Origin of the sequence: Cellvibrio chitinivorans, from assembly GCF_035117775.1 — a bacterium.
In the GTDB taxonomy this organism is placed as follows: domain Bacteria; phylum Pseudomonadota; class Gammaproteobacteria; order Pseudomonadales; family Cellvibrionaceae; genus Cellvibrio; species Cellvibrio chitinivorans.
On sequence record NZ_JAYKKN010000001.1, the window covers coordinates 1,265,467 to 1,286,675 of the forward strand.

The 21,209-nt window shown below is 50.3% G+C and carries 13 protein-coding genes; all 13 read left to right on the forward strand.

The features are described 5' to 3' along the window. Positions 1–44: 44 nt before the first annotated feature. Entirely contained in the window at positions 45–2,279 is a 2,235-nt protein-coding gene (locus tag SPL68_RS05405) for a putative bifunctional diguanylate cyclase/phosphodiesterase (protein ID WP_323814055.1), read from the forward strand. Between the two features lie 131 nt (positions 2,280–2,410). Continuing rightward, the gene (locus SPL68_RS05410; RefSeq protein WP_323814056.1) at positions 2,411–4,084 is read left to right on the forward strand and encodes an N-acetylmuramoyl-L-alanine amidase; all 1,674 of its coding nucleotides are present in this window, start codon (positions 2,411–2,413) and stop codon (positions 4,082–4,084) included. A gap of 23 nt (positions 4,085–4,107) precedes the next feature. Beyond that, on the forward strand, positions 4,108–5,997 hold the full coding sequence (gene mutL, locus SPL68_RS05415; RefSeq protein WP_323814057.1) for a DNA mismatch repair endonuclease MutL: 1,890 nt from the start codon (positions 4,108–4,110) through the stop codon (positions 5,995–5,997). A 5-nt stretch (positions 5,998–6,002) separates the two neighbouring features. Beyond that, entirely contained in the window at positions 6,003–7,004 is a 1,002-nt protein-coding gene (gene miaA, locus SPL68_RS05420; protein ID WP_323814058.1) for a tRNA (adenosine(37)-N6)-dimethylallyltransferase MiaA, read from the forward strand. Positions 7,005–7,122: 118 nt separating this feature from the next. Continuing rightward, a complete protein-coding gene (gene hfq / locus SPL68_RS05425) occupies positions 7,123–7,389 on the forward strand; it encodes an RNA chaperone Hfq (RefSeq protein ID WP_039912679.1) in 267 nt (88 codons plus the stop codon). Positions 7,390–7,425: 36 nt separating this feature from the next. After that, a complete protein-coding gene (gene hflX / locus SPL68_RS05430) occupies positions 7,426–8,760 on the forward strand; it encodes a ribosome rescue GTPase HflX (RefSeq protein ID WP_323814059.1) in 1,335 nt (444 codons plus the stop codon). 50 nt (positions 8,761–8,810) lie between these two features. Next, complete coding sequence (gene hflK / locus SPL68_RS05435) at positions 8,811–9,947, forward strand: FtsH protease activity modulator HflK (RefSeq protein WP_323814060.1); 1,137 nt, start codon at positions 8,811–8,813, stop codon at positions 9,945–9,947. Beyond that, positions 9,947–10,819: a protease modulator HflC gene (gene hflC, locus SPL68_RS05440; RefSeq protein WP_323814061.1), complete on the forward strand. Its 873-nt coding sequence runs from the start codon at positions 9,947–9,949 to the stop codon at positions 10,817–10,819. Before hflK ends, hflC begins: the two co-directional genes overlap by 1 nt. Before the next feature lie 202 nt (positions 10,820–11,021). Further along, positions 11,022–12,194: an ATP phosphoribosyltransferase regulatory subunit gene (locus tag SPL68_RS05445; protein WP_323814062.1), complete on the forward strand. Its 1,173-nt coding sequence runs from the start codon at positions 11,022–11,024 to the stop codon at positions 12,192–12,194. A 45-nt stretch (positions 12,195–12,239) separates the two neighbouring features. Next, a complete protein-coding gene (locus tag SPL68_RS05450; protein ID WP_323814063.1) occupies positions 12,240–13,538 on the forward strand; it encodes an adenylosuccinate synthase in 1,299 nt (432 codons plus the stop codon). A gap of 538 nt (positions 13,539–14,076) precedes the next feature. Continuing rightward, positions 14,077–15,759, forward strand: coding sequence for a family 15 carbohydrate-binding domain-containing protein (locus SPL68_RS05455; protein WP_323814064.1), 1,683 nt, complete (start codon positions 14,077–14,079; stop codon positions 15,757–15,759). Between the two features lie 243 nt (positions 15,760–16,002). Next, positions 16,003–19,344, forward strand: coding sequence for a TonB-dependent receptor (locus tag SPL68_RS05460; protein WP_323814065.1), 3,342 nt, complete (start codon positions 16,003–16,005; stop codon positions 19,342–19,344). A gap of 129 nt (positions 19,345–19,473) precedes the next feature. Then, entirely contained in the window at positions 19,474–20,988 is a 1,515-nt protein-coding gene (locus SPL68_RS05465; RefSeq protein WP_323814066.1) for a tryptophan halogenase family protein, read from the forward strand. The last annotated feature ends 221 nt before the right edge of the window (positions 20,989–21,209 follow it).

Below are 21,209 nucleotides of genomic sequence, written 5' to 3' on the forward strand. Positions count from 1 at the left end.
ATTGGCCATCGGTGTTGATGCGCCACTTATCGAGTGATCAAAGGATGCGCCAGATTCATTTCTGCTTGACCATCACTTGCCTGCGGTTAATGGCATCTGTGTTCGTATTCGGCTTGTGCTTGCCGGGTTCCCTGTTGGCCTATGAGCCGCCCGATAAAGTTTTATTCGGTGGCGATCTCACCTATCCGCCGCTGGAGTGGATGGATAAAAATCAGGTGAAAGGGTTTAACGTCGATCTGGCGCGCGAGCTTGCAAGTATTGGCGGCAGCAAGGCGGAGCATCGCCTAGCTAACTGGCCGGAGGTTATGCGCGCATTGGAAGCCGGGCGTTTGGATGTGGTGCCCATGTACTACTCGCCCGAGCGCGCGCAAAAATTCATCTTTACCCAATCTTTTATTTTCTTCTCCCATGCGATTTATGCCGCGCCCGATGCCGCGCGGGTTTCATCGGTTAATGATCTTGCTGGTAAGCGTGTAGCCGTAGAGGAGGAATCTTTTGCGCATCAACAATTGCGCCAGTCGGCGAATCCACCCGAGTTGGTGCTTACAGTAAATACGCTGGCGGCGATCAAGGCGGTGGTGGATGGTGAGGCGGACTACACGGTGCTGGGCAATCTGGCGACAGATAAATTACTGCGCGAACAGGGCTGGGAATTGGTGCGTATGGGGCCGCCGTTTTGGTCGCGCGGCTATGCGTTTGCGGTCAATAAAAACAAACCGGAATTGGCTGCATGGTTGCAGGATTCGCTACTCAAAACGATTGAAAGCGGACGCTATCAGGCGCTTTATCAAGAGTGGAAAAATGAGTTAGAACCGGCCGAGGAAGATAAGCGCTGGCTGCATTTTTTCTCGCTGGGATTTGCGCTCTTGTGCGGCTTTTTACTGTTGGGTGGCAGTTGGTATTGGAGCCTGAAACGGCAGGTGGCGCAGCGCACCCATGAACTTAGCGATGCACTAACCAAGCGCGAGGCGGCGGAACAGGAATTGCGGCGATTGCTGAATTTTGATGGCCAAACTGGCCTTGCGCGGCTGCCGTATTTTATCGACCGTTTGGATGATTATTTTCATTCGCATCAGCTGCCAGTCAAACAGGAAAAAGAAATCCTGCTGCTTAAATTGGCCGATCTGGATGTGATAGTGCGCACCTTTGGTTTTGTGCGCGCGGAGTTGCTGGTGAATACCTTTGCGCATCATTTGCTGCAATTGCCCGGGAGTTTTTCCGCCTATTTGGGGCGCGGCGTATTTGCGCTCTTTATCGATAAAACCGATGCGCACCTGCTGATGGAAAATCTGCACGGCGATATGCTCGATTCCGATCCGGGCTTAAGTTCGCAATTGATCGGTGGCTCCGCCTATTGGCCGGAGCATGGCCGCTCCGCGAGTAAATTGATGCGGCATGCCGAGACAGCGCTGGCGATGAGTGAATCGCGTCGGCGCCGCTGGTTGGCTTATGAAGCGGCGATGGAGCCGAGCCGTGTCGATCTGGACATAATGGCGATTTTCAGTGATGGCAATGTGCAGGGAATGTATCCGGTGTTTCAGCCGCAGTTGGATTTGCGCACCGGCAAAATTACCTCGGCCGAAATATTGGTGCGTTGGCAGCATCCGCGTTTGGGCATGGTGCCGCCCAATGTTTTTATTCCGCTGCTGGAAAATTCCGGCTTGATCGAGCAAGTCACTGCGCAGATGATCGACGAGGCCGTGCGTGTGGCGGTGCTATTGCGCAAGCGCGAGCTGCCCTGCTGCATCAGCGTGAATATTGCCGCGCACGATGTGATCGAAACCCATCTGCCGGACATCATCAGTCAAACTTTGATTCGTCATCAGGGGTTGCCCAGCGATATTAAATTGGAACTGACCGAAACCTCGGTGGCCTCAGATCCGCAGCGGGTAAAACAGGTGCTCACACAATTAAGTGAGTTGGGTGTCTACGCCTCGGTCGATGATTTCGGCACAGGTTATTCATCGCTCTCTTATTTAAGTATGTTCCCCATCCGCGAATTAAAAATCGACCGCAGCTTTGTGTGTGACATGCTGATTAATCCGCGCAACCACAGCATTGTGCGCTCAACCATTTTGATGGCGCGCGAGCTGGGTTTGAGTACGGTTGCAGAAGGTGTGGAGGATGATCAAACCCTGCATATTCTGAAAAAAGATGGCTGCACCATCGCGCAAGGTTATGTGATTGCGCGGCCATTGCCCGAGGTGGAATTTATCGAATTCATGCGCGCCCATGCAGCACAGGTTTTTGATATTCAATCGTTCATGAAAACTGACTAGTCTAAAACGGCAATGCAAATGAGTGCGTTAAGCTTGGTTGATTAGTAATCAATTTGGCGATTATGCTAGAGCGAAAAAGGGGTTTTGCGGTAAAGTGCGCACACTTTATTTTGATGTTGCTGAGATCGCTTATGGTTTTTTCTCGTTGGCTGAGCGCTGTTTGCTGCATGGGCATAGTATTAATTGCTCAGGTTGCCCAGTCGGCCACCGTTAATGGTATTCGCGTGTGGCGCGCGCCGGATCACACGCGCATAGTGTTGGATTTGGATGCGCCGGTAAAGCACACGCTCACGCAAATGGAAAATCCTGAGCGCATCGTTTTGGATGTCGCCAACAGTCGCCTTGTGGGCGACCTCAATAAATTGCCACTCGAAACAACGCCAGTCATGGCGATTCGCAGTTCGGTATCCAGCAAAAATGATTTGCGCTTGGTGCTGGATTTAAAAAATAAAGTCGCCCCCAACAGTTTCTCGCTCAAAGCTCACGGCGGTATGCATGACCGTCTGGTGATTGATCTCTACGATGATGTACCTGCTACAACAACTGCCGCAACCACCGCACCAGTATCTACACCGGCTGTCGCGCCTGCGCCTGCAAACCAACCAACTGTAGCCACACAAACCAAATCGGCTGTTAAAACCGCAACTCAGACCGCAGCTCTGGCCTCCCCCCCTCCAGCAACTCAAGCGCGCGCCGATTTAAGTGGCAAACGTTTTATCGTCATTGCAGTAGATGCTGGCCACGGTGGTGAAGATCCTGGTGCTATGGGGCCGAATCGCCTGCGCGAAAAAGATGTGACTCTCGCTATCGCCAAAGAATTGATTGCAGCGATTAATGCGCAACCGGGTTTTACCGGTAAGCTCACGCGCACTGGTGACTATTTTATCCCGCTCAAAAAACGTCGCGATCTGGCGCGCAACATGAAGGCGGATTTGTTTGTTTCCATCCACGCGGATGCGTTTACCAAAGCCAGTGCACGCGGCGCCTCGGTATTTGCGCTTTCGCAGAATGGTGCAACTTCTGAAACTGCGCGCTTTTTGGCGCAGCGTGAAAATGAATCGGATTTGATCGGCGGTGTGGGCGATATTAGCCTCGATGATAAAGATCAGGTGCTCGCAGGCGTGTTGGTCGATTTGTCGATGACCGCCACGCTGAATTCAAGTCTGCAGGTTGGGCATCACGTATTAAATTCGATGGGCGGCATTGCGCATCTACATAAGCGCCATGTGGAACAAGCTGGATTTATGGTATTGAAATCACCTGATGTGCCTTCAATTTTGGTCGAGACAGGATTTATCTCCAACCCGGAAGAATCGCGCAAACTGGCAACACCGGCGTATCGCAAACAGATGGCGCAGTCGGTATTTAAAGGCATCAAGCAGCATTTTTATCAGCATCCACCTGCGGGAACCTATGTGGCGGCGCAGCTTGAATCGGGTGCGTTAAAAGATATTGAGCGTTCGCACACAGTGGCCTCGGGCGATAGTTTATCGGCCATTGCCGCGCGTTACGGCGTAAGCATGCAAAGTCTTATGCAGCACAACAATATGCGCACGACTACGGTGAAATTAGGCCAAAATCTGAAAATCCCCGCTGGAGGTTCGATTGCTGCAACAAGAGCAGTGGCCGCGCCGGTTTATACTCCTCCGCCCGCTCTGCCCAAACAACATAAGGTGGTGGCGGGCGATACGCTGTCGCGCATTGCTTCGCGCTACGGCGTCAGTGTGAGTGCGATACAGCGCCACAACAACATGAAAAATGCGACGGTCAAGATTGGCCAGACTTTGCGAATTCCCGCCTCCTAATAGTTCCAACTGCGGTTTCCCCCATGCGAAAAATTAAATTACTCAGCCCGCGCCTCGCCAACCAAATTGCCGCTGGTGAGGTGGTGGAGCGTCCATCGTCGGTCATTAAAGAGCTGCTGGAAAACTCGCTCGATGCGGGCGCCACACGTTTGGAAATCGATGTGGAAGAGGGCGGTATCAAACTGATGCGCGTGCGCGACAACGGCGGCGGGATCGATAAAGACGATCTGCCGCTCGCACTCAGCCGTCACGCCACCAGCAAAATCTACGAATTAGATGATCTCGAAGCCGTTGCAACCTTGGGCTTTCGCGGCGAAGCCTTGGCGAGTATCAGTTCGGTTGCACGCTTGGCGTTAATCAGCAGCACTAATGAAGAAAGCGCGGGTTGGCAAGTGGTTGCCGAAGGCCGCGATATGGAAACCCAATTGTCGCCAGCACCACATCCGCGCGGCACCACTGTTGAGGTGCGCGATTTATTTTTCAATACGCCTGCGCGTCGAAAATTTTTGCGCACCGATAAAACTGAATACACTCATCTTGAAGATGTTGTAAAACGCTTGGCGTTATCGCGTTTTGATGTCGCCTTTAATTTACGCCACAACGGCCGTGCGATTTATTCATGGCGCGCGGGCGATTCGCAATTGGAGCAGGAGCGCCGCGTTGCGCAAGTTTGCGGCCCCGCGTTTATGGAAAACGCGGTGCATATCGATATTGAACGCGGGCCACTAAGATTGTGGGGTTGGGTAGCGCTGCCGACCTTTTCGCGCAGCCAAGCCGACTTGCAGCATTTTTATGTCAATGGCCGCGCGATTCGCGACAAACTTGTCAGCCACGCTGTGCGTCAGGCGTATCAGGATGTGCTCTATCACGGCCGTCATCCGGCGTTTGTGTTGTATTTGGAGCTAGATCCATCGACTGTTGATGTGAATGTGCATCCCACCAAACACGAAGTGCGCTTTCGCGATAATCGCAGCGTGCATGATTTTATTTATTCAAGTTTGCATCACGCGCTCGCCAAAGTCCGTCCGGAAGATACGCTCGCCAAGCGCGAGTTGGGCGAAGGCGCAGATGAGGCTCCCAGTGTAAATCCGTTTGCCTTGTCATCGGCTCGCCCCATTCAGGGAATTGCCGCTGGTGAATTTAAAGGGCAGGAGACGATGGGGTTTCGCGCTGCATCAACAAATAGCTACGCGCCGAGCTATCAGCCATCAACAATTTCACCGGATGCTGTGCGCGAACAGATGAACAGTTATGGCGAGTTGCATCGCCCCGCAACGCCTTATGCTGGCGCAGCAACCTATGTATTGCCGGAGGCGGCAGATGAAGAAATCCCCCCGCTGGGTTATGCCATCGCACAATTAAAAGGGATTTATATTCTTGCGGAAAATGCGCAGGGTTTAATTGTGGTGGATATGCATGCGGCGCACGAGCGCATCACCTATGAGCGCATGAAAGAATCTTTTGCCTGCGGCGGTATCCAAACCCAGCCGCTGTTGGTGCCCGAGAGTATTGCTGTCAGTGAAAAAGAGGCAGACTGCGCCGAAAATTTCTACGATATTTTTAAATCACTTGGCTTTGAATTGCAGCGCGCAGGACCCGAGACTTTATTGATCCGCCAACTGCCGGTGATTTTAAATCGCGCGAAGGTGGAACAGTTGGTGCGCGATGTGTTGTCAGATTTGATCGAGCACGGCAGCAGCGAACGCATTCAGCATCACATCAACGAAATTCTCGGCACTATGGCCTGTCACGGTTCGGTGCGCGCTAATCGCAAATTAACGATTCCTGAGATGAATGCGCTGCTGCGCGATATGGAAGCGACCGAGCGCAGCGGCCAATGCAATCACGGGCGTCCGACCTGGCTGCTGCAGTCGCTTGATGATCTCGACAAATTATTTATGCGCGGGCAGTAGTAACTATGAACGCATCTGCGCAAAAGCTGCCGGTCATTTTTTTAATGGGGCCAACCGCCTCGGGTAAAACCGATCTGGCCATTTCCCTCCGTCAACATTTACCTGTTGAGTTGATTAGTGTGGATTCGGCATTGGTTTATCGTGGTATGGATATTGGCTCAGCCAAACCATCCGCTGAAGAACAGGCGCAGGCGCCGCATCGACTGATTGATATTCGCGATCCGGCTGAGCCTTATTCGGTCGCGGATTTTTTAGCAGATGCCGAGCGCGAAATTGCGGATATTCATGCCCAAGGGCGTATCCCCTTATTGGTCGGTGGCACCATGCTCTATTTTCGTGCGCTGCTCGATGGCTTGGCGGAAATGCCTGCCGCCGATCCTGAAGTGCGTGCGCAAATCGAACGCGAAGCAGAAGTATTTGGCTGGCCACATATTCATGCGCAGCTGGCCGAGGTCGATCCTGAAACCGCTGCCGAGATTCATCCCAATCACTCCCAGCGGGTCAGTCGCGCGCTGGAGGTGTATCGCGTCAGCGGCAAAACCATGGCGCAATTACGCGAGCGTCAACATCACGCATCCGCGCAGCCGTCTTTTTGTGAACGATACAATGTCTGCCAGCTAGCGATAGCACCGCGTGATCGCTCCATCCTGCATAAACGAATCGCTGTGCGCTTTGAAAAGATGCTTGCCGGTGGTTTGGTTGACGAAGTGGAACAACTTTATCGCCGCGGCGATTTGCATTCTGACCTGCCTGCCATTCGTGCGGTTGGTTATCGCCAGGTGTGGGATTATCTTGATGGTCGTTTGGAATATCCCGAAATGATCGAAAGAGGGATTATTGCGACACGGCAATTAGCCAAACGTCAATTCACCTGGTTGCGCGGCTGGAACACAACCTCAAATAGTGAACTACACTGGATATACACTGAGACTGAACAGGGAAAATCACTCACGAAGGAAGAAATTGTGCGTTGCGCCTTGAATTTTATAGGTACCGCAGCCATATAATGATCACGTGAGAACCCTAGTCAGATTTTCATGCATTCTTCCACCCCCTTCTTGCTAGATGTATCAGGTATTTTGGGTGGGTAATTACTATAATTTTTCTTGTCCATAGGAGATAAACATGTCAAAAGGGCATAGCTTACAAGACCCTTACCTGAACGTTCTGCGCAAGGAACGTGTACCTGTATCCATTTACTTGGTAAATGGCATCAAGTTACAAGGCCAGGTTGAGTCATTTGATCAGTTTGTCGTGCTGTTAAAAAATACTGTAAGCCAAATGGTTTACAAGCATGCAATCTCCACCGTAGTACCGTCACGTGCAGTACGCGTTCCTCTGCTGAATGAAGCAGGCGGTATCGAAGGCGAAGAAGACGAGCAAGCCGAGTAATCTATCAAGCTATTGATATAGCCTCGAGGTCGCTAATTGTTTTTTGATCGCCCCGAATCGGGTGAACTGGCGGTGCTGGTTCACCTGAATTTATCTCACGGCCAAGAAGCCGAAGATCCCCGCGAATTTGAAGAGCTGGTATTGTCCGCAGGAGGAGATCCTGTTGCCTTTCTTACCAGTGGTTCCCGTGTTTCCCCTACTGCAAAGTTTTTAATCAGTACCGGCAAGCTGCAAGAGTTGGCGGATTTGGTTGCTGAACACAAAGCAGAATTGGTGATTTTTAATCACACTCTAACTCCCAGCCAAGAGCGCAACCTGGAGAAAGTACTTCAGTGTCGTGTGCTCGACCGCACCGGTTTGATTCTGGATATTTTTGCCCAGCGCGCCCGTACTTTTGAGGGTAAGTTGCAAGTAGAGTTGGCGCAGTTGCGCCATACAGCTACGCGATTGATTCGCGGCTGGACTCACTTGGAGCGCCAGAAAGGTGGTATCGGTTTGCGTGGCCCGGGTGAAACCCAGCTGGAAACTGACCGTCGTTTATTGCGCAATCGCATCACTATGATTGAGCAGCGCTTGGAAAAAGTGCGCTCCCAGCGCGATCAAGGGCGACGTTCACGTCAACGCGCGGCCATTCCTACTGTGTCTTTGGTTGGTTATACCAATGCAGGAAAATCTACTCTGTTTAATCGCATCACCGGTTCGGATGTGTATGCAATAGACAAGCTCTTCGCCACCCTTGACCCTACTATGCGTCGCATTGAGTTATCCGATGTGGGGGCGGTAGTGATGGCCGATACCGTAGGTTTCATCAGTCATCTTCCACATAAATTGGTTGAGGCTTTTCGAGCGACATTAGAAGAGGCCAGTAACTCAACTTTACTCTTGCATGTGATAGATTCCGCAGCGGAAGAGCGATTGCGTAATGTCGAGCAAGTGGATCTGGTGTTGGAAGAAATTGGCGCTGCTGATTTACCCCAGTTGCGCGTGTATAACAAAATCGATTTGCTCACCGATGCCGAGCCGCAAATTGATCGCGATGAACATGGCAAGCCAGTCGCGGTTTGGCTCTCAGCTCAAACTGGTGCAGGCTGCGATTTATTAGCAGAAGCAATCTCTGAGTTATTAGGTAAAGAGGTGGTGAGCGGGCGATTGGTATTGGCACCGACCTTAGGGCGTTTGCGCGCTATGCTTTACACCCAGCAAGCGGTAGTCGATGAAGCTTATCGTGAAGATGGTGCCAGTCTTTTGCAAATACGATTGCCTAAAAGTGATTTATTGCGAATTCTCAGTGCTGCGTCTGTGCACTACGAGGATTTGATGTGGGATGGTCAGGATTTATCGGCAGCCGATGAAGAGTTCGGCGCAGAGTAACGTCATGTCGCATCCTCAAAACTGTTTTACTTTCTACCTGGAGAAAAACTATGGCCTGGAATGAACCGGGAAAAGATAAAGACCCCTGGGGCGGACGCGGTGGCGGCAGGAATAATGACGGCCCACCGGATCTGGACGAGGCGTTTAAAAAGTTACAAGACAAGCTCAATGGTATGTTTGGCGGTGGATCAGGTGGTGGTAAATCATCTGGCGGCGCCAGCTTCGGCCCCTTATTTGTTATCGGATTGGTGATTGCTGCGCTCTTTTATGTCGGCGCAGGTGTTTATCAGGTGGATGCCAAAGAGCGCGCCGTTGTACTTAAATTTGGTGCATTCTCTGAAATCAAAACCGAAGGTTTGAACTGGAATGCGCCTTTGATCACTGAGGTTTACATCGTCAACGTGACCGGTGAGCGTCAGTATCCATCGCGCGGTTTGATGTTGACTGAAGATGAAAGCATCGTTGAGCTGCCAATCACTGTGCAATTTAACGTATCCGATGTGCGCGCTTACGTGCTTAACGTTAAAGACCCTGAAATCAGTTTGCGCCATGCGACTGATTCAGCGGTGCGCCATGTTATCGGCTCGACTGAGTTGAATCAGGTGTTGTCCGAAGGTCGTCAGGCAATTGCCGCTGAGGTGAAGCAGCGTTTGCAGGCTTATATGGATTCTTACGGTGCCGGTATTCAGGTAATTAACGTAAACATTCAGGATGCCCGTCCGCCTGAGGAGGTGCGCTCGGCGTTTGATGATGTGATCAGGGCGAAAGAAGATGAGGCGCGCTTGAAGAATCAGGCTCAAGCTTATGCTAACGGGATTATTCCTGAAGCGCGTGGTCGTGCGCAGCGCATGATCGAAGAAGCGGAAGCTTATAAAGCTGAAGTGGTGGCTCGCGCAGAGGGTGAATCGGATCGCTTTGAAAGTCTGCTGACTGAATACAAGCGTGCGCCGGAAGTGACGCGTGAGCGTCTCTATCTTGAAACTATGGAGAGCGTGATGACCAACTCTTCCAAAGTTATGGTGGATGTTGAGGGCGGTAACAATATGCTGTATCTGCCTTTGGATCGTATGGGCTCTCGTGCGCCAGCTACCGATTCACAGGCGCAAACTCAATCAGATACGTTTAATAGTCGGGCTGCCCAGACGCTTGAGTCACCCAAGCCCCTTGTTCGTCGGGAGATGCGCTAATGTCGACTAAAGGTTTTGCTTCGCTTATTGTTTTGATTATCGGCTTTTTAGTGGCATTCAATTCGGTGTATGTCGTAACCGAATACCAGCGTGCTATCAAACTGGAGTTTGGTCGTTTAGTGGAGTCGGATATCAAGCCAGGCCTGCATTTTAAAAAGCCCTGGGCCAAAATCGCGAAGTTTGATGGCCGTATTTTAACGGCAGATATGACCCCTGAAAGCTTCTTCACTGTAGAAAATAAGCGTCTGGTCGTGGACTCCTACATTAAGTGGCAGGTAAAAGACGTCGAAACCTACTACAAAGCCACTAGCGGTGATGAGGCAACTGCGGAAAACCGCTTGGCGCAGCGTGTATCAGATGGTCTTCGTAACCAGTTCGGTCGTCGTACATTACATGATGTGGTATCTGGCAAGCGCGACGAATTAATGCATGAAATAACGGCAAGCATCAATGAAGATGCGGTGAGACTGCTAGGTATGGAAGTTAAGGATATCCGCGTTAAGCGTATCGATTTCCCGCCGGAGGCCAGTCAGTCAGTATTTGCACGTATGGCGGCAGATCGTGAAAAAGAGGCGCGCGAATATCGTTCGCAAGGTAAAGAGCAGGCGGAGGTGATCAGTGCTGATGCTGACAAGCAGCGCGCGATTCTTGAAGCTAATGCTTATCGCGATGCTGAACGTATTCGCGGTGAAGGTGATGCTCAAGCAGCAGCGATTTTTGCTGAGGCTTATAGTAAAGACCCTGAGTTTTACAGCTTTGTGCGCAGTCTTAATGCCTATCGCCAGAGCTTTAGTGGTAAAGAAGACTTGATGGTAGTTGACCCCAAAAGTGACTTCTTCCGCTACCTGAAAGACCCGAAAGGTAAAAACTAGCTGATCAGTTTGACTCTTAAATCGCCCGCTCTGCGGGCGATTTACTTTTCAGGGTGATCTAATTGTAATTAGCCTACAAATCCCGCAGCAAACAGTGTTAAAATGCCGCAACCGAGCCAGCCGCTCGGTTTTTTTATGTGCGTTTACCGGATTCTTACCTCAAAAGCGCGCATTTAACCCTGCATTTAACCTAGAGTCGCTTATGACCTACGCTGATCGTTGGCTGCTACCGGACGGAGTGGAGGAAATTCTCCCCGCCGAGGCCAAAGCCATAGATAGTTTGCGTCGCCGCTTGCTGGATTTGTACAGCACCTGGGGCTACGACATGGTGATTCCTCCCCTGCTGGAGTACACCGATTCTCTGCTAATCGGTCTGGGGCGCGATGTTGACCTGCTCACCTTTAAAGTGACCGACCAGTTGAGCGGTCGCACACTGGGCATTCGCGCCGACATCACCCCGCAAACCGCTCGTATGGATGCCCACAGTTTTAATCACACTGGCGCCAATCGCCTGTGTTACGCCGGCCATGTAGTGCACACCAAGCCGAAAAACCCGCTTGCAACCCGTACGCCTATTCAGGCAGGGCTTGAACTTTACGGTGAAGTGGGACCCGCAGCGGATATCGAAGTGGTATCGCTGTTATTGGAGTCTTTACAGGTCGCTGGCTTGCCGCGCCTGCATATCGATTTAGGTCATGTCGGTATTTATCGTGCTATAGCTGCCGATGCCGGCCTGAACAAAGTTCAGGAAGAAACTTTTTTTGAATTACTGCAGCGCAAGGCGACCACTGAGATTCGCGCTTGGGTCGCCGCTAATATTACCGATCCGGCCAAGGCTGAATTGTTTTTGATGTTGCCACGTTTGGCGGGCAACAAGTCAGTCTTGCAAAACGCACGTGAATTGTTTGTTGGTGTTCCTGCGGCGCAAGCGGCGGTAGACCAGTTGGATGAAGTTGCGCGCGTGATTGAACAGCGCTACCCAGCGGCAGAATTGTATTTTGATCTGGGTGAACTGCGTGGCTATCACTATTTGACCGGTCTGGTCTTTGCCGCTTTTGCGCCGGGTTATGGTAATCCTATCGCCAGCGGTGGTCGTTACGATCATATCGGCGAAGTATTTGGGCGCGCGCGTCCGGCGACCGGTTTTGCGGTGGATATCACTGCTATTAGCAAGTTGGGTCTGTTGTCCAAAACCAGTGTTGCTGCCGTTGCCGTTGTTGATACCGGTGATGCTCAGCAGTGGCAGGCGATTCAAGCCCTGCGCCAACAAGGTCAACGCATTATTTCTGTTAATGGTGATGCCAATCTGACCGAGTTAGGCTGTGATCGCCAATTAGTGTTAAAAGATGGCCAGTATCAAGTCATCGCGCTTTAATCAAACCGTTTTCTTTTTTATCTAGCACAGAGAGTTAAACCAGTCATGGGCAAGAACGTCGTGGTATTGGGCACCCAATGGGGTGACGAAGGTAAAGGCAAGATCGTAGATTTGTTGACCGATCAGGTCTCCCTGGTGACGCGTTTTCAAGGCGGCCACAATGCGGGTCACACCTTGGTGATCGACGGCAAAAAAACCGTACTTCACTTGATTCCCTCCGGCATCCTGCGCGATGGCGTTACCTGCCTGATTGGTAACGGCGTGGTTTTGTCTCCTGAGGCGCTGCTGAAAGAGATCAAAGGTCTGGAAGAAACCGGCGTTGAAGTTCGCAAAAATTTGCGCCTTTCACCCGCGTGCCCACTGATTCTGCCGTACCACGTTGCGCTGGATCAGGCGCGCGAACTTGCACGTGGCGACGCCAAAATCGGCACCACCGGCCGCGGTATCGGCCCAGCCTACGAAGACAAGGTTGCACGTCGCGGTCTGCGTCTGGGTGATTTGGCTGACTTGAACCGTTTTGCGGTTAAGTTGAAAGAAATCCTGACTTATCACAACTTTGTGCTAACCAACTACTTCAAAGTTGATGCAGTTGATTTCGATAAAGTAATGGCTGACTGCAAGCTCTGGGCAGAGCAGTTACTGCCGATGATGATTGATGTAACCGAGCTGTTGCACGGTGCTCGCGAACAAGGTGAGAGCATTCTGTTTGAAGGTGCACAGGGTTCGCTGTTGGATATCGACCACGGCACCTATCCTTTTGTAACCTCATCTAACACCACCGCTGGCGGCACTGCGACCGGTTCTGGTTTCGGCCCTCTGTACCTTGATTACGTATTGGGGATCACCAAGGCGTACACTACGCGTGTAGGCTCCGGTCCGTTCCCGACAGAGCTGGAATGTGAAATTGGCGAATATCTTGGCCAAAAAGGCCATGAGTTCGGCGCCACTACTGGCCGCAAGCGCCGCTGTGGTTGGTTCGATGCTGTTGCTGTGCGCCATGCAAATCGTATCAACAGTGTGACCGGCATCTGCCTGACTAAATTGGATGTTCTGGACGGTCTTGAAACTGTAAAAATCTGTATCGGTTATCAAGATGCCAAAGGCAATCCAATCGTAGGTATGCCTTACGATGCCGATGGTTGGGCTGGTATCAAGCCAATTTATGAAGAGATGCCAGGTTGGAGTGAGTCGACCGTAGGTGCTCAAACTCTCGATGCTTTACCCGCCAATGCGCGCGCTTACATCAGCCGCTTGGAAGAGTTGATCAAGGCACCAATTGATATTATTTCAACTGGCCCGGATCGTATTGAAACCATCGTTTTGCGCCATCCTTTTTCTGCGTAAGACCTGAATTTGGACATAAAAAAGCCCGCTGAGAATGCGGGCTTTTTTATTGGTTAAAAATAATTATTGTCTATGAAATGATTGTTGTTTTTCAAATGATAGCGCTGTCATTTTTGAGTTGAGTTGTGTGAATTTTTAGTGTTTGCATGTCTTATGGTCACATTGACACATATGGTGTTTGGGTATAGTCTTCATTGGGTTGGTGACTTTGTTCACAAGTATGCAAGCGAATTGGATAAAAATAACTTTTTCTGAAGTGCGCATGCGGATGTCAGTCAGGGTCTCAGCTCTATAAAAATCACCTGATCATAATGTTAATAAAGGGTCGGCTGCTTCCTCGTAAATAAACCAAGATGACTTATTCACTTTGAATTTTTTATGGGTATTGCTTCTGTTCAGTCGGTTTTGGCTCTTCCAATCGACTCCAAAGTCGACGGATTGTTGAGCTGCGATAAGCACAGAGAGGAAGCCAGCCGGATTCAGTTAGCTTGCGCTTAGAATATTTAAATCCAAGATTAGAATAATAGAGGGTCTCAATATGTTCCAAAAAATGCTCATCGTATTCTGCACAATCTTTGTGCTTTCTGCCTGTGGTGGAGATAACAACCTAGGGCCGAAGCAGGCGCCACCGCCCGTAGATAATGGGGGAGATGGTGGGGGTGATGGAGGAGGGGGGAATCCCGATCCAGAGCCAGCCGAGCCACGTATTTTTTCTTTCAACCCTTTCAGTGAAGAGGCTGACACCTACGACTGGAGTAGCCGTTGCGTAGATGCTTGTAGCGCCACTGCTGCTCTGAGCTGGAATGCTAGTGAGCAAGTGTTGGCGGTAGAACCACAGTGGGCTAGCGATATTGATCAGTTGGATATCGTTGGTGCTGTGGGCGAAATCAGCGATATGACAGGCTCTGCGGCCAGAATCTGGGTCTATGTCACTGACGAGTACGCCAACGACGGCAAGATGAGAATGCATCTATTGTTGGGTAACGCTCAGGGGCGTAAGGGTGTAAGTATCGGCTATCGGCCAAAAGCTGGCTGGAACCGCATTGAGATGTGGGAATTGGCGGCCGGCACCGGCGAAACCGTTATGGAGGGCGATGTCGAGACCATCGATTACGGTACTTTTGGATGGCACGATGACGGCTTTGACCTACGCAACATTAACGAAATTGGTGTGCGCTTTGTGGCTAACGGCAAGGCTCTCGGGGTTGGTGGATCTTTGTGGGTAGATAACGTCACCTTGACCCCGGCTTCTGGCACTGGTCCGTTAGTCGTCGGTATGGATGATCCGGCTTGGACGGTAATGGATGCCGCACCTGCGGTCACAGTTCAGCGCGATGAAAGTGGTGTCTATTTTGAGCCTACCGCCGCTGATCAAAAATTGGTTTATCTGCTTGAAGGCCCAGTTGATTTGGTTGGTCGCAGTTTTGATATGACCTTCACTGTAGATCAGGCGTTCAAAGATTCGGGTGCTGATGTTCAGCCAATAATTCAATTGAATTTCGGTAGTTACACCGGTGAATTTAGTTGTTATGTGGGCAATGGCTCATTGACCGCGGGCGTGCCTTACGAAGTGAATTGCGCTACGGAGAACGAGGCATTTGTGGCAGAAGAGGGGCAGGCCATCCGGGTTGGGCTACAAGTTAAGAATCAGCCAGCAGGTCGCCTGACTATTAACAAGATGCAAATCAATATCGTTTCTTCCAGTGATTCTGGCCCCTTCCAAATTGTTCCCTCTCAGGCGTCGGTTGATGCTGGTACTTGGGGCAATGACAACTGGCAGGGGCTCGCTGGTGCTCCTGATTTATCGTACGACAGCGAAAGTGGTGCGCTGAGCATTGCTCCGAATTGGCAGGCAACAGACAGTAACGAGCGGACGATTATGTATCTTGCTACTGAAGGTGAGTTACCAGATTTGGAAGGCGCGACAGTTGGTGTGGAACTGTACCTTAGTGACTATTACATCACTGAAAACCCCGGCATGGCGATACAGCTCTACATTCAGCAAAACAGCGGCAGTTACGCTGGGAACTATGGCAGCAACTTAGCCCTCAGTTCCGCGGAAGATCTAGGTAACGGTTGGTTCCGGTTTGAGCGTGTTATGGAGGGGGTTCCCGCTGATCCGTCCGCTTTGCGCATGGGGATCAAGCTTCAAGGCGCGGGATTGGCTGTTCGTGAGGAATCCGCAGATCCGATTCTGCTCCGCAGGTTTACCGTCGAGTAATCCGCACGCTAGCAGCTGTAGTACGAAATACAGTACAGGGGCTTTTGCGGCCCCTGGACTAAAAAACCAAATAATGAGTGTTGAAGGGCAATGTCAGGCATTGCATATGCAGAACATCGCCAGTCGATGCTATGTCGAGAATAACAACGTCACATAATAACAATGGGGTAAAGCGCTATGGTCTATCGAGACAAAGCCAAGAAAACTATTACTTTCAAAAAGTCGATGCTTGCCATGTGTGTTATGGCAATAAGCTCTCCCTCCTTTGCGCAGAATGCGCCTGAACAAGATCAGTCGGTAGAGGAGGTCTTAGTTAGTGGCGTCCGCCAAAATCTTGAGAACGCCCAGGATATCAAGCGTAATGCGGACACCTTTGTAGATGCTATTTCGGCAGAAGACATTGGTTCGCTACCGGATCGCAGTGTATTGGAAGCTATGCAGCGGATGCCCGGTGTATCGATTGAGCGTTTTCAGGCACCTGATGATCCTGACCACTTTGGTGTGGAAGGCAGTGGTGCAGTTATCCGTGGTATGAGCGCGACCCGAAGTGAATTTAATGGCCGCGATTCCTTTACCGCCAACTCGGGTCGTGGTTTGAACTTTCAGGACGTACCACCAGAGTTGATGGGGGGAGTAGATCTGTATAAAAACCAGTCCGCCGATATGATTGAAGGTGGTATTGGTGGTACGGTCAGTCTGAAGACCCGCAAACCTTTTGATAAAGATGGTCAGATGATTGCCTTTACCGGCGATGTCTCTTACGGGGATATGGCTGAAGAAGCCTCGCCCACTATTTCAGGTCTCTACAGTAATCGGTGGATGACTGATGATCTCGGCGAATTCGGGTTCCTGATTAACGCTTCCTATTCCGAGCTGGCTGGCACCTCACATGGTATTCAGAGTGATGCTTTTGTGAAGTATCGCGCCGATACTTTGGGTGCTCCATCGAGTGTTGCGATGGATGATGGCCAAGTGTGGATGACGAACGGCTCCAACTTCTTCACCAAAGAAGATGAGCGTGTTCGCCGTGGATTTGCCGCTGCGCTGCAGTGGGCGAGTCCTGATGAAACCTTACAAACTACTGCTGAGTTCTTGCGCTCAGATGCCCGTTTGAGCTGGAAAGAAAATGCCGTCAAGTATCAGGGTGGCTACGGTGACGCAAACGACGATGGCACAGTAAGTGAAAACCGTCGCGCACGCCCTTATCCCGGTACTGAGTTTGCTTTCAGCGGCGACAGTATTTTTGAATCTGGTTATATCACCGATGGTGGTGGTTGGCGTGGCGGTGAAGGTCGTGTACCGCGCGGTTGGGATACAGACTGGGATCCTGATGGGGTATGGGGTACATCGGGTCCGGACGGCTACGTCACTACCAATGACTATTTCGGTCAGAAGTATCAGGCCGATACCCGCTACAAAGATACCCACACTATCGTTGACGACCTGAGTTTCAATGTTAAGTGGGCACCAAGTGAGGCATGGGAGTTTGAGGGTGATTTACAGTTTGTCGATGCGACCACATCGGATGACGACCTGCAGGTAGCGCTTGGTATCCACGCGTTGCAGATCCTTGATTTGCGCCGCGATACGCCTAGCCTCACAGTCATTGAACCTTGGGATGGGCGTCGCGATGCCAATCCAGAATGGTATGCGACCGATTTCCCAGGTTTCTCTAATGACCCAGCAGGTGATTCCAACTACTTCCAGGATCGTGATTCCTACTGGCTACGTTCCGCCATGGATCATTATGAGCGATCTGAAGGTGAATCCCGCGCTGGACGCTTTGATGTTACCCATCACTTCGAAGACGGTTTTGTTACCTCTGTTAAAGCCGGTGTTCGCTACGCTGAACGTAACCAGGTTGTGCGTGCCACGTCTTATAACTGGGGAAGCCTTGGTGCAGAGTGGGCGCCCGGTGGCGGCGATGGTGCCCTGTGGCTGTCCGAGCTGGATGAGAGTATTTATAACGAGTTCCAGTATGTTGATTGGAGTGACTTTCATCGCGGTGGTGTAGTTTCCATTCCGGGCGATGGCTTTATTTTCCCAACTGAAAGTCTCTTGAAAGATGTAATCGCTGGCCGTCAATTGCCTCAGAACAACCCTGATGGAGAGGGTATCTGGGAGCCCTACCAAAATCGCCCTGATGTTATTCCCGGAACCTATTTCGTTCCCGCTGAAGTCTACGATACAACGGAAACGAACCAAGCTATCTATGTTCGCTTGGATTTTGGTTCGGATGAAACTGCTGTCCGCTTCAACGGTAATGTCGGCTTGCGCTACGTTAAGCTGGATCGCGATGCGATAGGGTCGGTTCAATTCCCAGATATGATTGGTCAAGCTATTCCTGATGGGGCGCCTACTGACTTAACTGACAGTGGTGCTATCCGCAAGTGGGCTGAAGATCAAATTGGGCCTTTCGATCCGGGTCTGTTTGAATCAGAACAGGATTGGTTGGATCAAGTGACTACTCTTGCCTCTTACTCGCGCGATGCTAATAACTGGCTAAGTCCAGATGAAAAGGCGTTTGGCAATGACTACGATGAAGGTGAATTGGGGGAGAGTGCAGAGTGGGATGGTGTGTTGCCGAGCTTTAACTTGAAGGTAGAACTGACTGATGACCTTATTGGTCGCTTTGCAGTATCCAAGGCTATCGCCCTACCGGATATGTCTGAAGTTCGCAATCAGGCTGTTCTTGGTGCGCGCAGTTTGGTGACTACGCGAGTGGAACCTGATCCGGATGTTCCAGCCATGCCTGGGCCGCAAGACTCTGGTGTCGATATTGAGTCAGTTGACCCAGTGGTTTGGACCGGTAGTGGTGGTAACCCTGGGTTACAGCCCATGGAGTCCGTCCAATGGGATGCTTCTTTGGAGTGGTATTTTGCCCCTGTTGGTTCTTTGACCGCGACGATTTTCCATAAAGATCTGAAAAACTTCTTTATTGAGGGTGCGCTGCCCAGAACTTTCACCAACCCTGATACCGGCGTCACCCAAACCGTCGAATTCACCACTACGCGTAATGGCCAAGAAGGAAAGCTGCAGGGTATCGAACTGGCTTACCAGCAATTCTTCGATATGCTGCCAGCGCCTTTCGATGGTTTTGGTATTCAGGCGAACTACACCTTTGTTGATTCAGAAGGTATTCCGAACTTCTCTTCTAGCGAAACTGCCACTGAAGCGGAGCCGGATGAGGATGTAACACCGCAACCCGGTCTGGAGCCATTTGATCCTGCCGCCTTGGAAGGTCTGCCTCTGCGTGGTCAGTCGGAACACACTGCTAACCTGGTGTTCATGTACGAGAAAGATGAGTGGTCGGCGCGTTTGGCTTACAACTGGCGCTCCAAGTATCTTTTAACTACGCGTGATGTAATCAGCGGTCAGCCGATCTGGAATAGTGATTCGGGCTTCCTTGATGGTGCGATAACCTACAAGCTAACTGATGAAATTTCTATCGGCCTGCAGGGTACCAATCTGGCGAATACCCAGACGGAAACCTTGATGATGCTGGACGGAGAAGGTCGTGAAACGGGTCGTTCCTGGTTCGTCAATGACCGCCGTTTAGCACTGACGGTGAAAGCTGTGTTCTAAGAGCTTTGGGGTTCAGACTACAAAAGGCACAACCACTGGGTTGTGCCTTTTTTTTGAACGCTGTGATACTTTTAAAAAGTAAAGTGAACTATTTTTGGTTTATGCAAGTAATGAAGTTAGGTGGCTGTAATGCATGAGAATAATATAAGACGCATTGTCATTGTTGGTGGCGGAACAGCCGGTTGGATGACAGCAGCGGCTTTGGCGAAAGTGCTAAAAAATAATTATTGCCAGGTTCGATTGATTGAATCCGAAGATATAGGAACTGTTGGCGTTGGTGAGGCGACTATTCCGCAAATCCAGTTGTTTAATAAATTTTTGGATTTAGATGAAGATGAGTTTCTTCGTAAAACGCAGGGAACATTTAAACTCGGAATTCAATTTGTAAATTGGAAAAAAATTGGTCACAAATATATCCATGCCTTTGGTGAAGTGGGTAAGGATATGGAGGCCATTCAGTTTTATCACTATTGGTTGAAAATGTCGCAGTTAGGTGAAGCGGACGAATTGGGGTTGTACACCATTGGCGGTGTTGCATCTGATCGCGGCAAATTTATGCGGCCATTTGATGCGGGCAATTCTCCTTTGTCGAATATTGCCTACGCTTTCCATTTTGATGCGGGATTGTACGCGCGTTTTTTGCGTGAATATTCAGAGCAACGTGGTGTGATTCGCACTGACGGCACAGTAGTCGATACTATTCTGCGCGCCGATGATGGTTTTATTGAAGCGGTGCAGTTGGCATCAGGCGAGCGAGTTGAAGCTGATTTTTTTATTGATTGCTCTGGCTTTCGGGGATTGTTAATTGAGCAGGCATTAAAAACAGGCTACGAAGATTGGACGCATTGGCTGCCCTGTGATCGCGCCTGGGCTGTGCCTTGCGAAAGCGATGGTGATCCCATTCCTTATACGCGTTCTACTGCCCATGCAGCTGGTTGGCAATGGCGAATTCCACTGCAGCATCGCATTGGGAACGGACATGTATTTGCCAGCAAATTTATGAGCGAAGATGAAGCTCTCTCCATCTTGTTAAATAATCTCGATGGAAAACCTTTGGCTGATCCTCGGCTATTGAAATTTGTAACAGGGAAGCGCAAAAAATTCTGGAACAAAAACTGTTTGGCGGTAGGTTTGGCTAGTGGTTTTATGGAGCCATTGGAATCCACCAGTATTCATCTGGTGCAATCTACCATCGCCCGCTTGATGAGCTTTTTCCCGAATAAAAATTTTGATCAGGAAGATATTGATGAATTTAATCGGCAGGCAGATTTTGAAGTTGAAAAAATTCGCGACTTTTTAATTCTTCACTACCACGCGACTGAGCGAAACGACTCTGAGTTTTGGAATTATTGCCGCACTATGAGTATTCCCGAGGCGTTGACTCAAAAAATTGAACAGTTCAAAAAGAACGGGCGTATTTATCGCAATAGCTCTGAAATGTTTAACGATTTGAGCTGGCTTGAGGTGATGCATGGTCAAGGCATCCATCCGCGTGCCTATCATCCATTGGTTGACCGAATGACCAAAGATGAAATCGCCCAGCGCCTTGACGGTGTCAAGCGTGTGATAGAAAAGTCAGTCGATTATATGCCCACGCATGCGCAGTTTATTGCTGAGCATTGCAAGGCAAAGAAGATGGATTAATGAACCGCTGCTAGCCATTAATTTTTTGTGTGGCTTTTGAGTGCTGCTTGTGGGGCTGTCTTTACTCAGAATGAATGTGAGTGAGATTTTAATTTATGGATTCGACACTTTAACTTCCATATTTCGTCTGCCTATATGGTCAATGTCTCACAAAGCTTTCAGCCTTTTCCGACTGTTATCCATTCTCATTTTCGATAAAATGGCTAGCACAAGGACGCTAA

Coding starts and splice junctions, on each gene's coding strand:
- SPL68_RS05405 (WP_323814055.1), top strand. CDS start 45: ATGCGCCAGATTCATTTCTGCTTGACCATCACTTGCCTGCGGTTAATG.
- SPL68_RS05410 (WP_323814056.1), top strand. CDS start 2,411: ATGGTTTTTTCTCGTTGGCTGAGCGCTGTTTGCTGCATGGGCATAGTA.
- mutL (WP_323814057.1), top strand. CDS start 4,108: ATGCGAAAAATTAAATTACTCAGCCCGCGCCTCGCCAACCAAATTGCC.
- miaA (WP_323814058.1), top strand. CDS start 6,003: ATGAACGCATCTGCGCAAAAGCTGCCGGTCATTTTTTTAATGGGGCCA.
- hfq (WP_039912679.1), top strand. CDS start 7,123: ATGTCAAAAGGGCATAGCTTACAAGACCCTTACCTGAACGTTCTGCGC.
- hflK (WP_323814060.1), top strand. CDS start 8,811: ATGGCCTGGAATGAACCGGGAAAAGATAAAGACCCCTGGGGCGGACGC.
- hflC (WP_323814061.1), top strand. CDS start 9,947: ATGTCGACTAAAGGTTTTGCTTCGCTTATTGTTTTGATTATCGGCTTT.
- SPL68_RS05445 (WP_323814062.1), top strand. CDS start 11,022: ATGACCTACGCTGATCGTTGGCTGCTACCGGACGGAGTGGAGGAAATT.
- SPL68_RS05450 (WP_323814063.1), top strand. CDS start 12,240: ATGGGCAAGAACGTCGTGGTATTGGGCACCCAATGGGGTGACGAAGGT.
- SPL68_RS05455 (WP_323814064.1), top strand. CDS start 14,077: ATGTTCCAAAAAATGCTCATCGTATTCTGCACAATCTTTGTGCTTTCT.
- SPL68_RS05460 (WP_323814065.1), top strand. CDS start 16,003: ATGGCAATAAGCTCTCCCTCCTTTGCGCAGAATGCGCCTGAACAAGAT.
- SPL68_RS05465 (WP_323814066.1), top strand. CDS start 19,474: ATGCATGAGAATAATATAAGACGCATTGTCATTGTTGGTGGCGGAACA.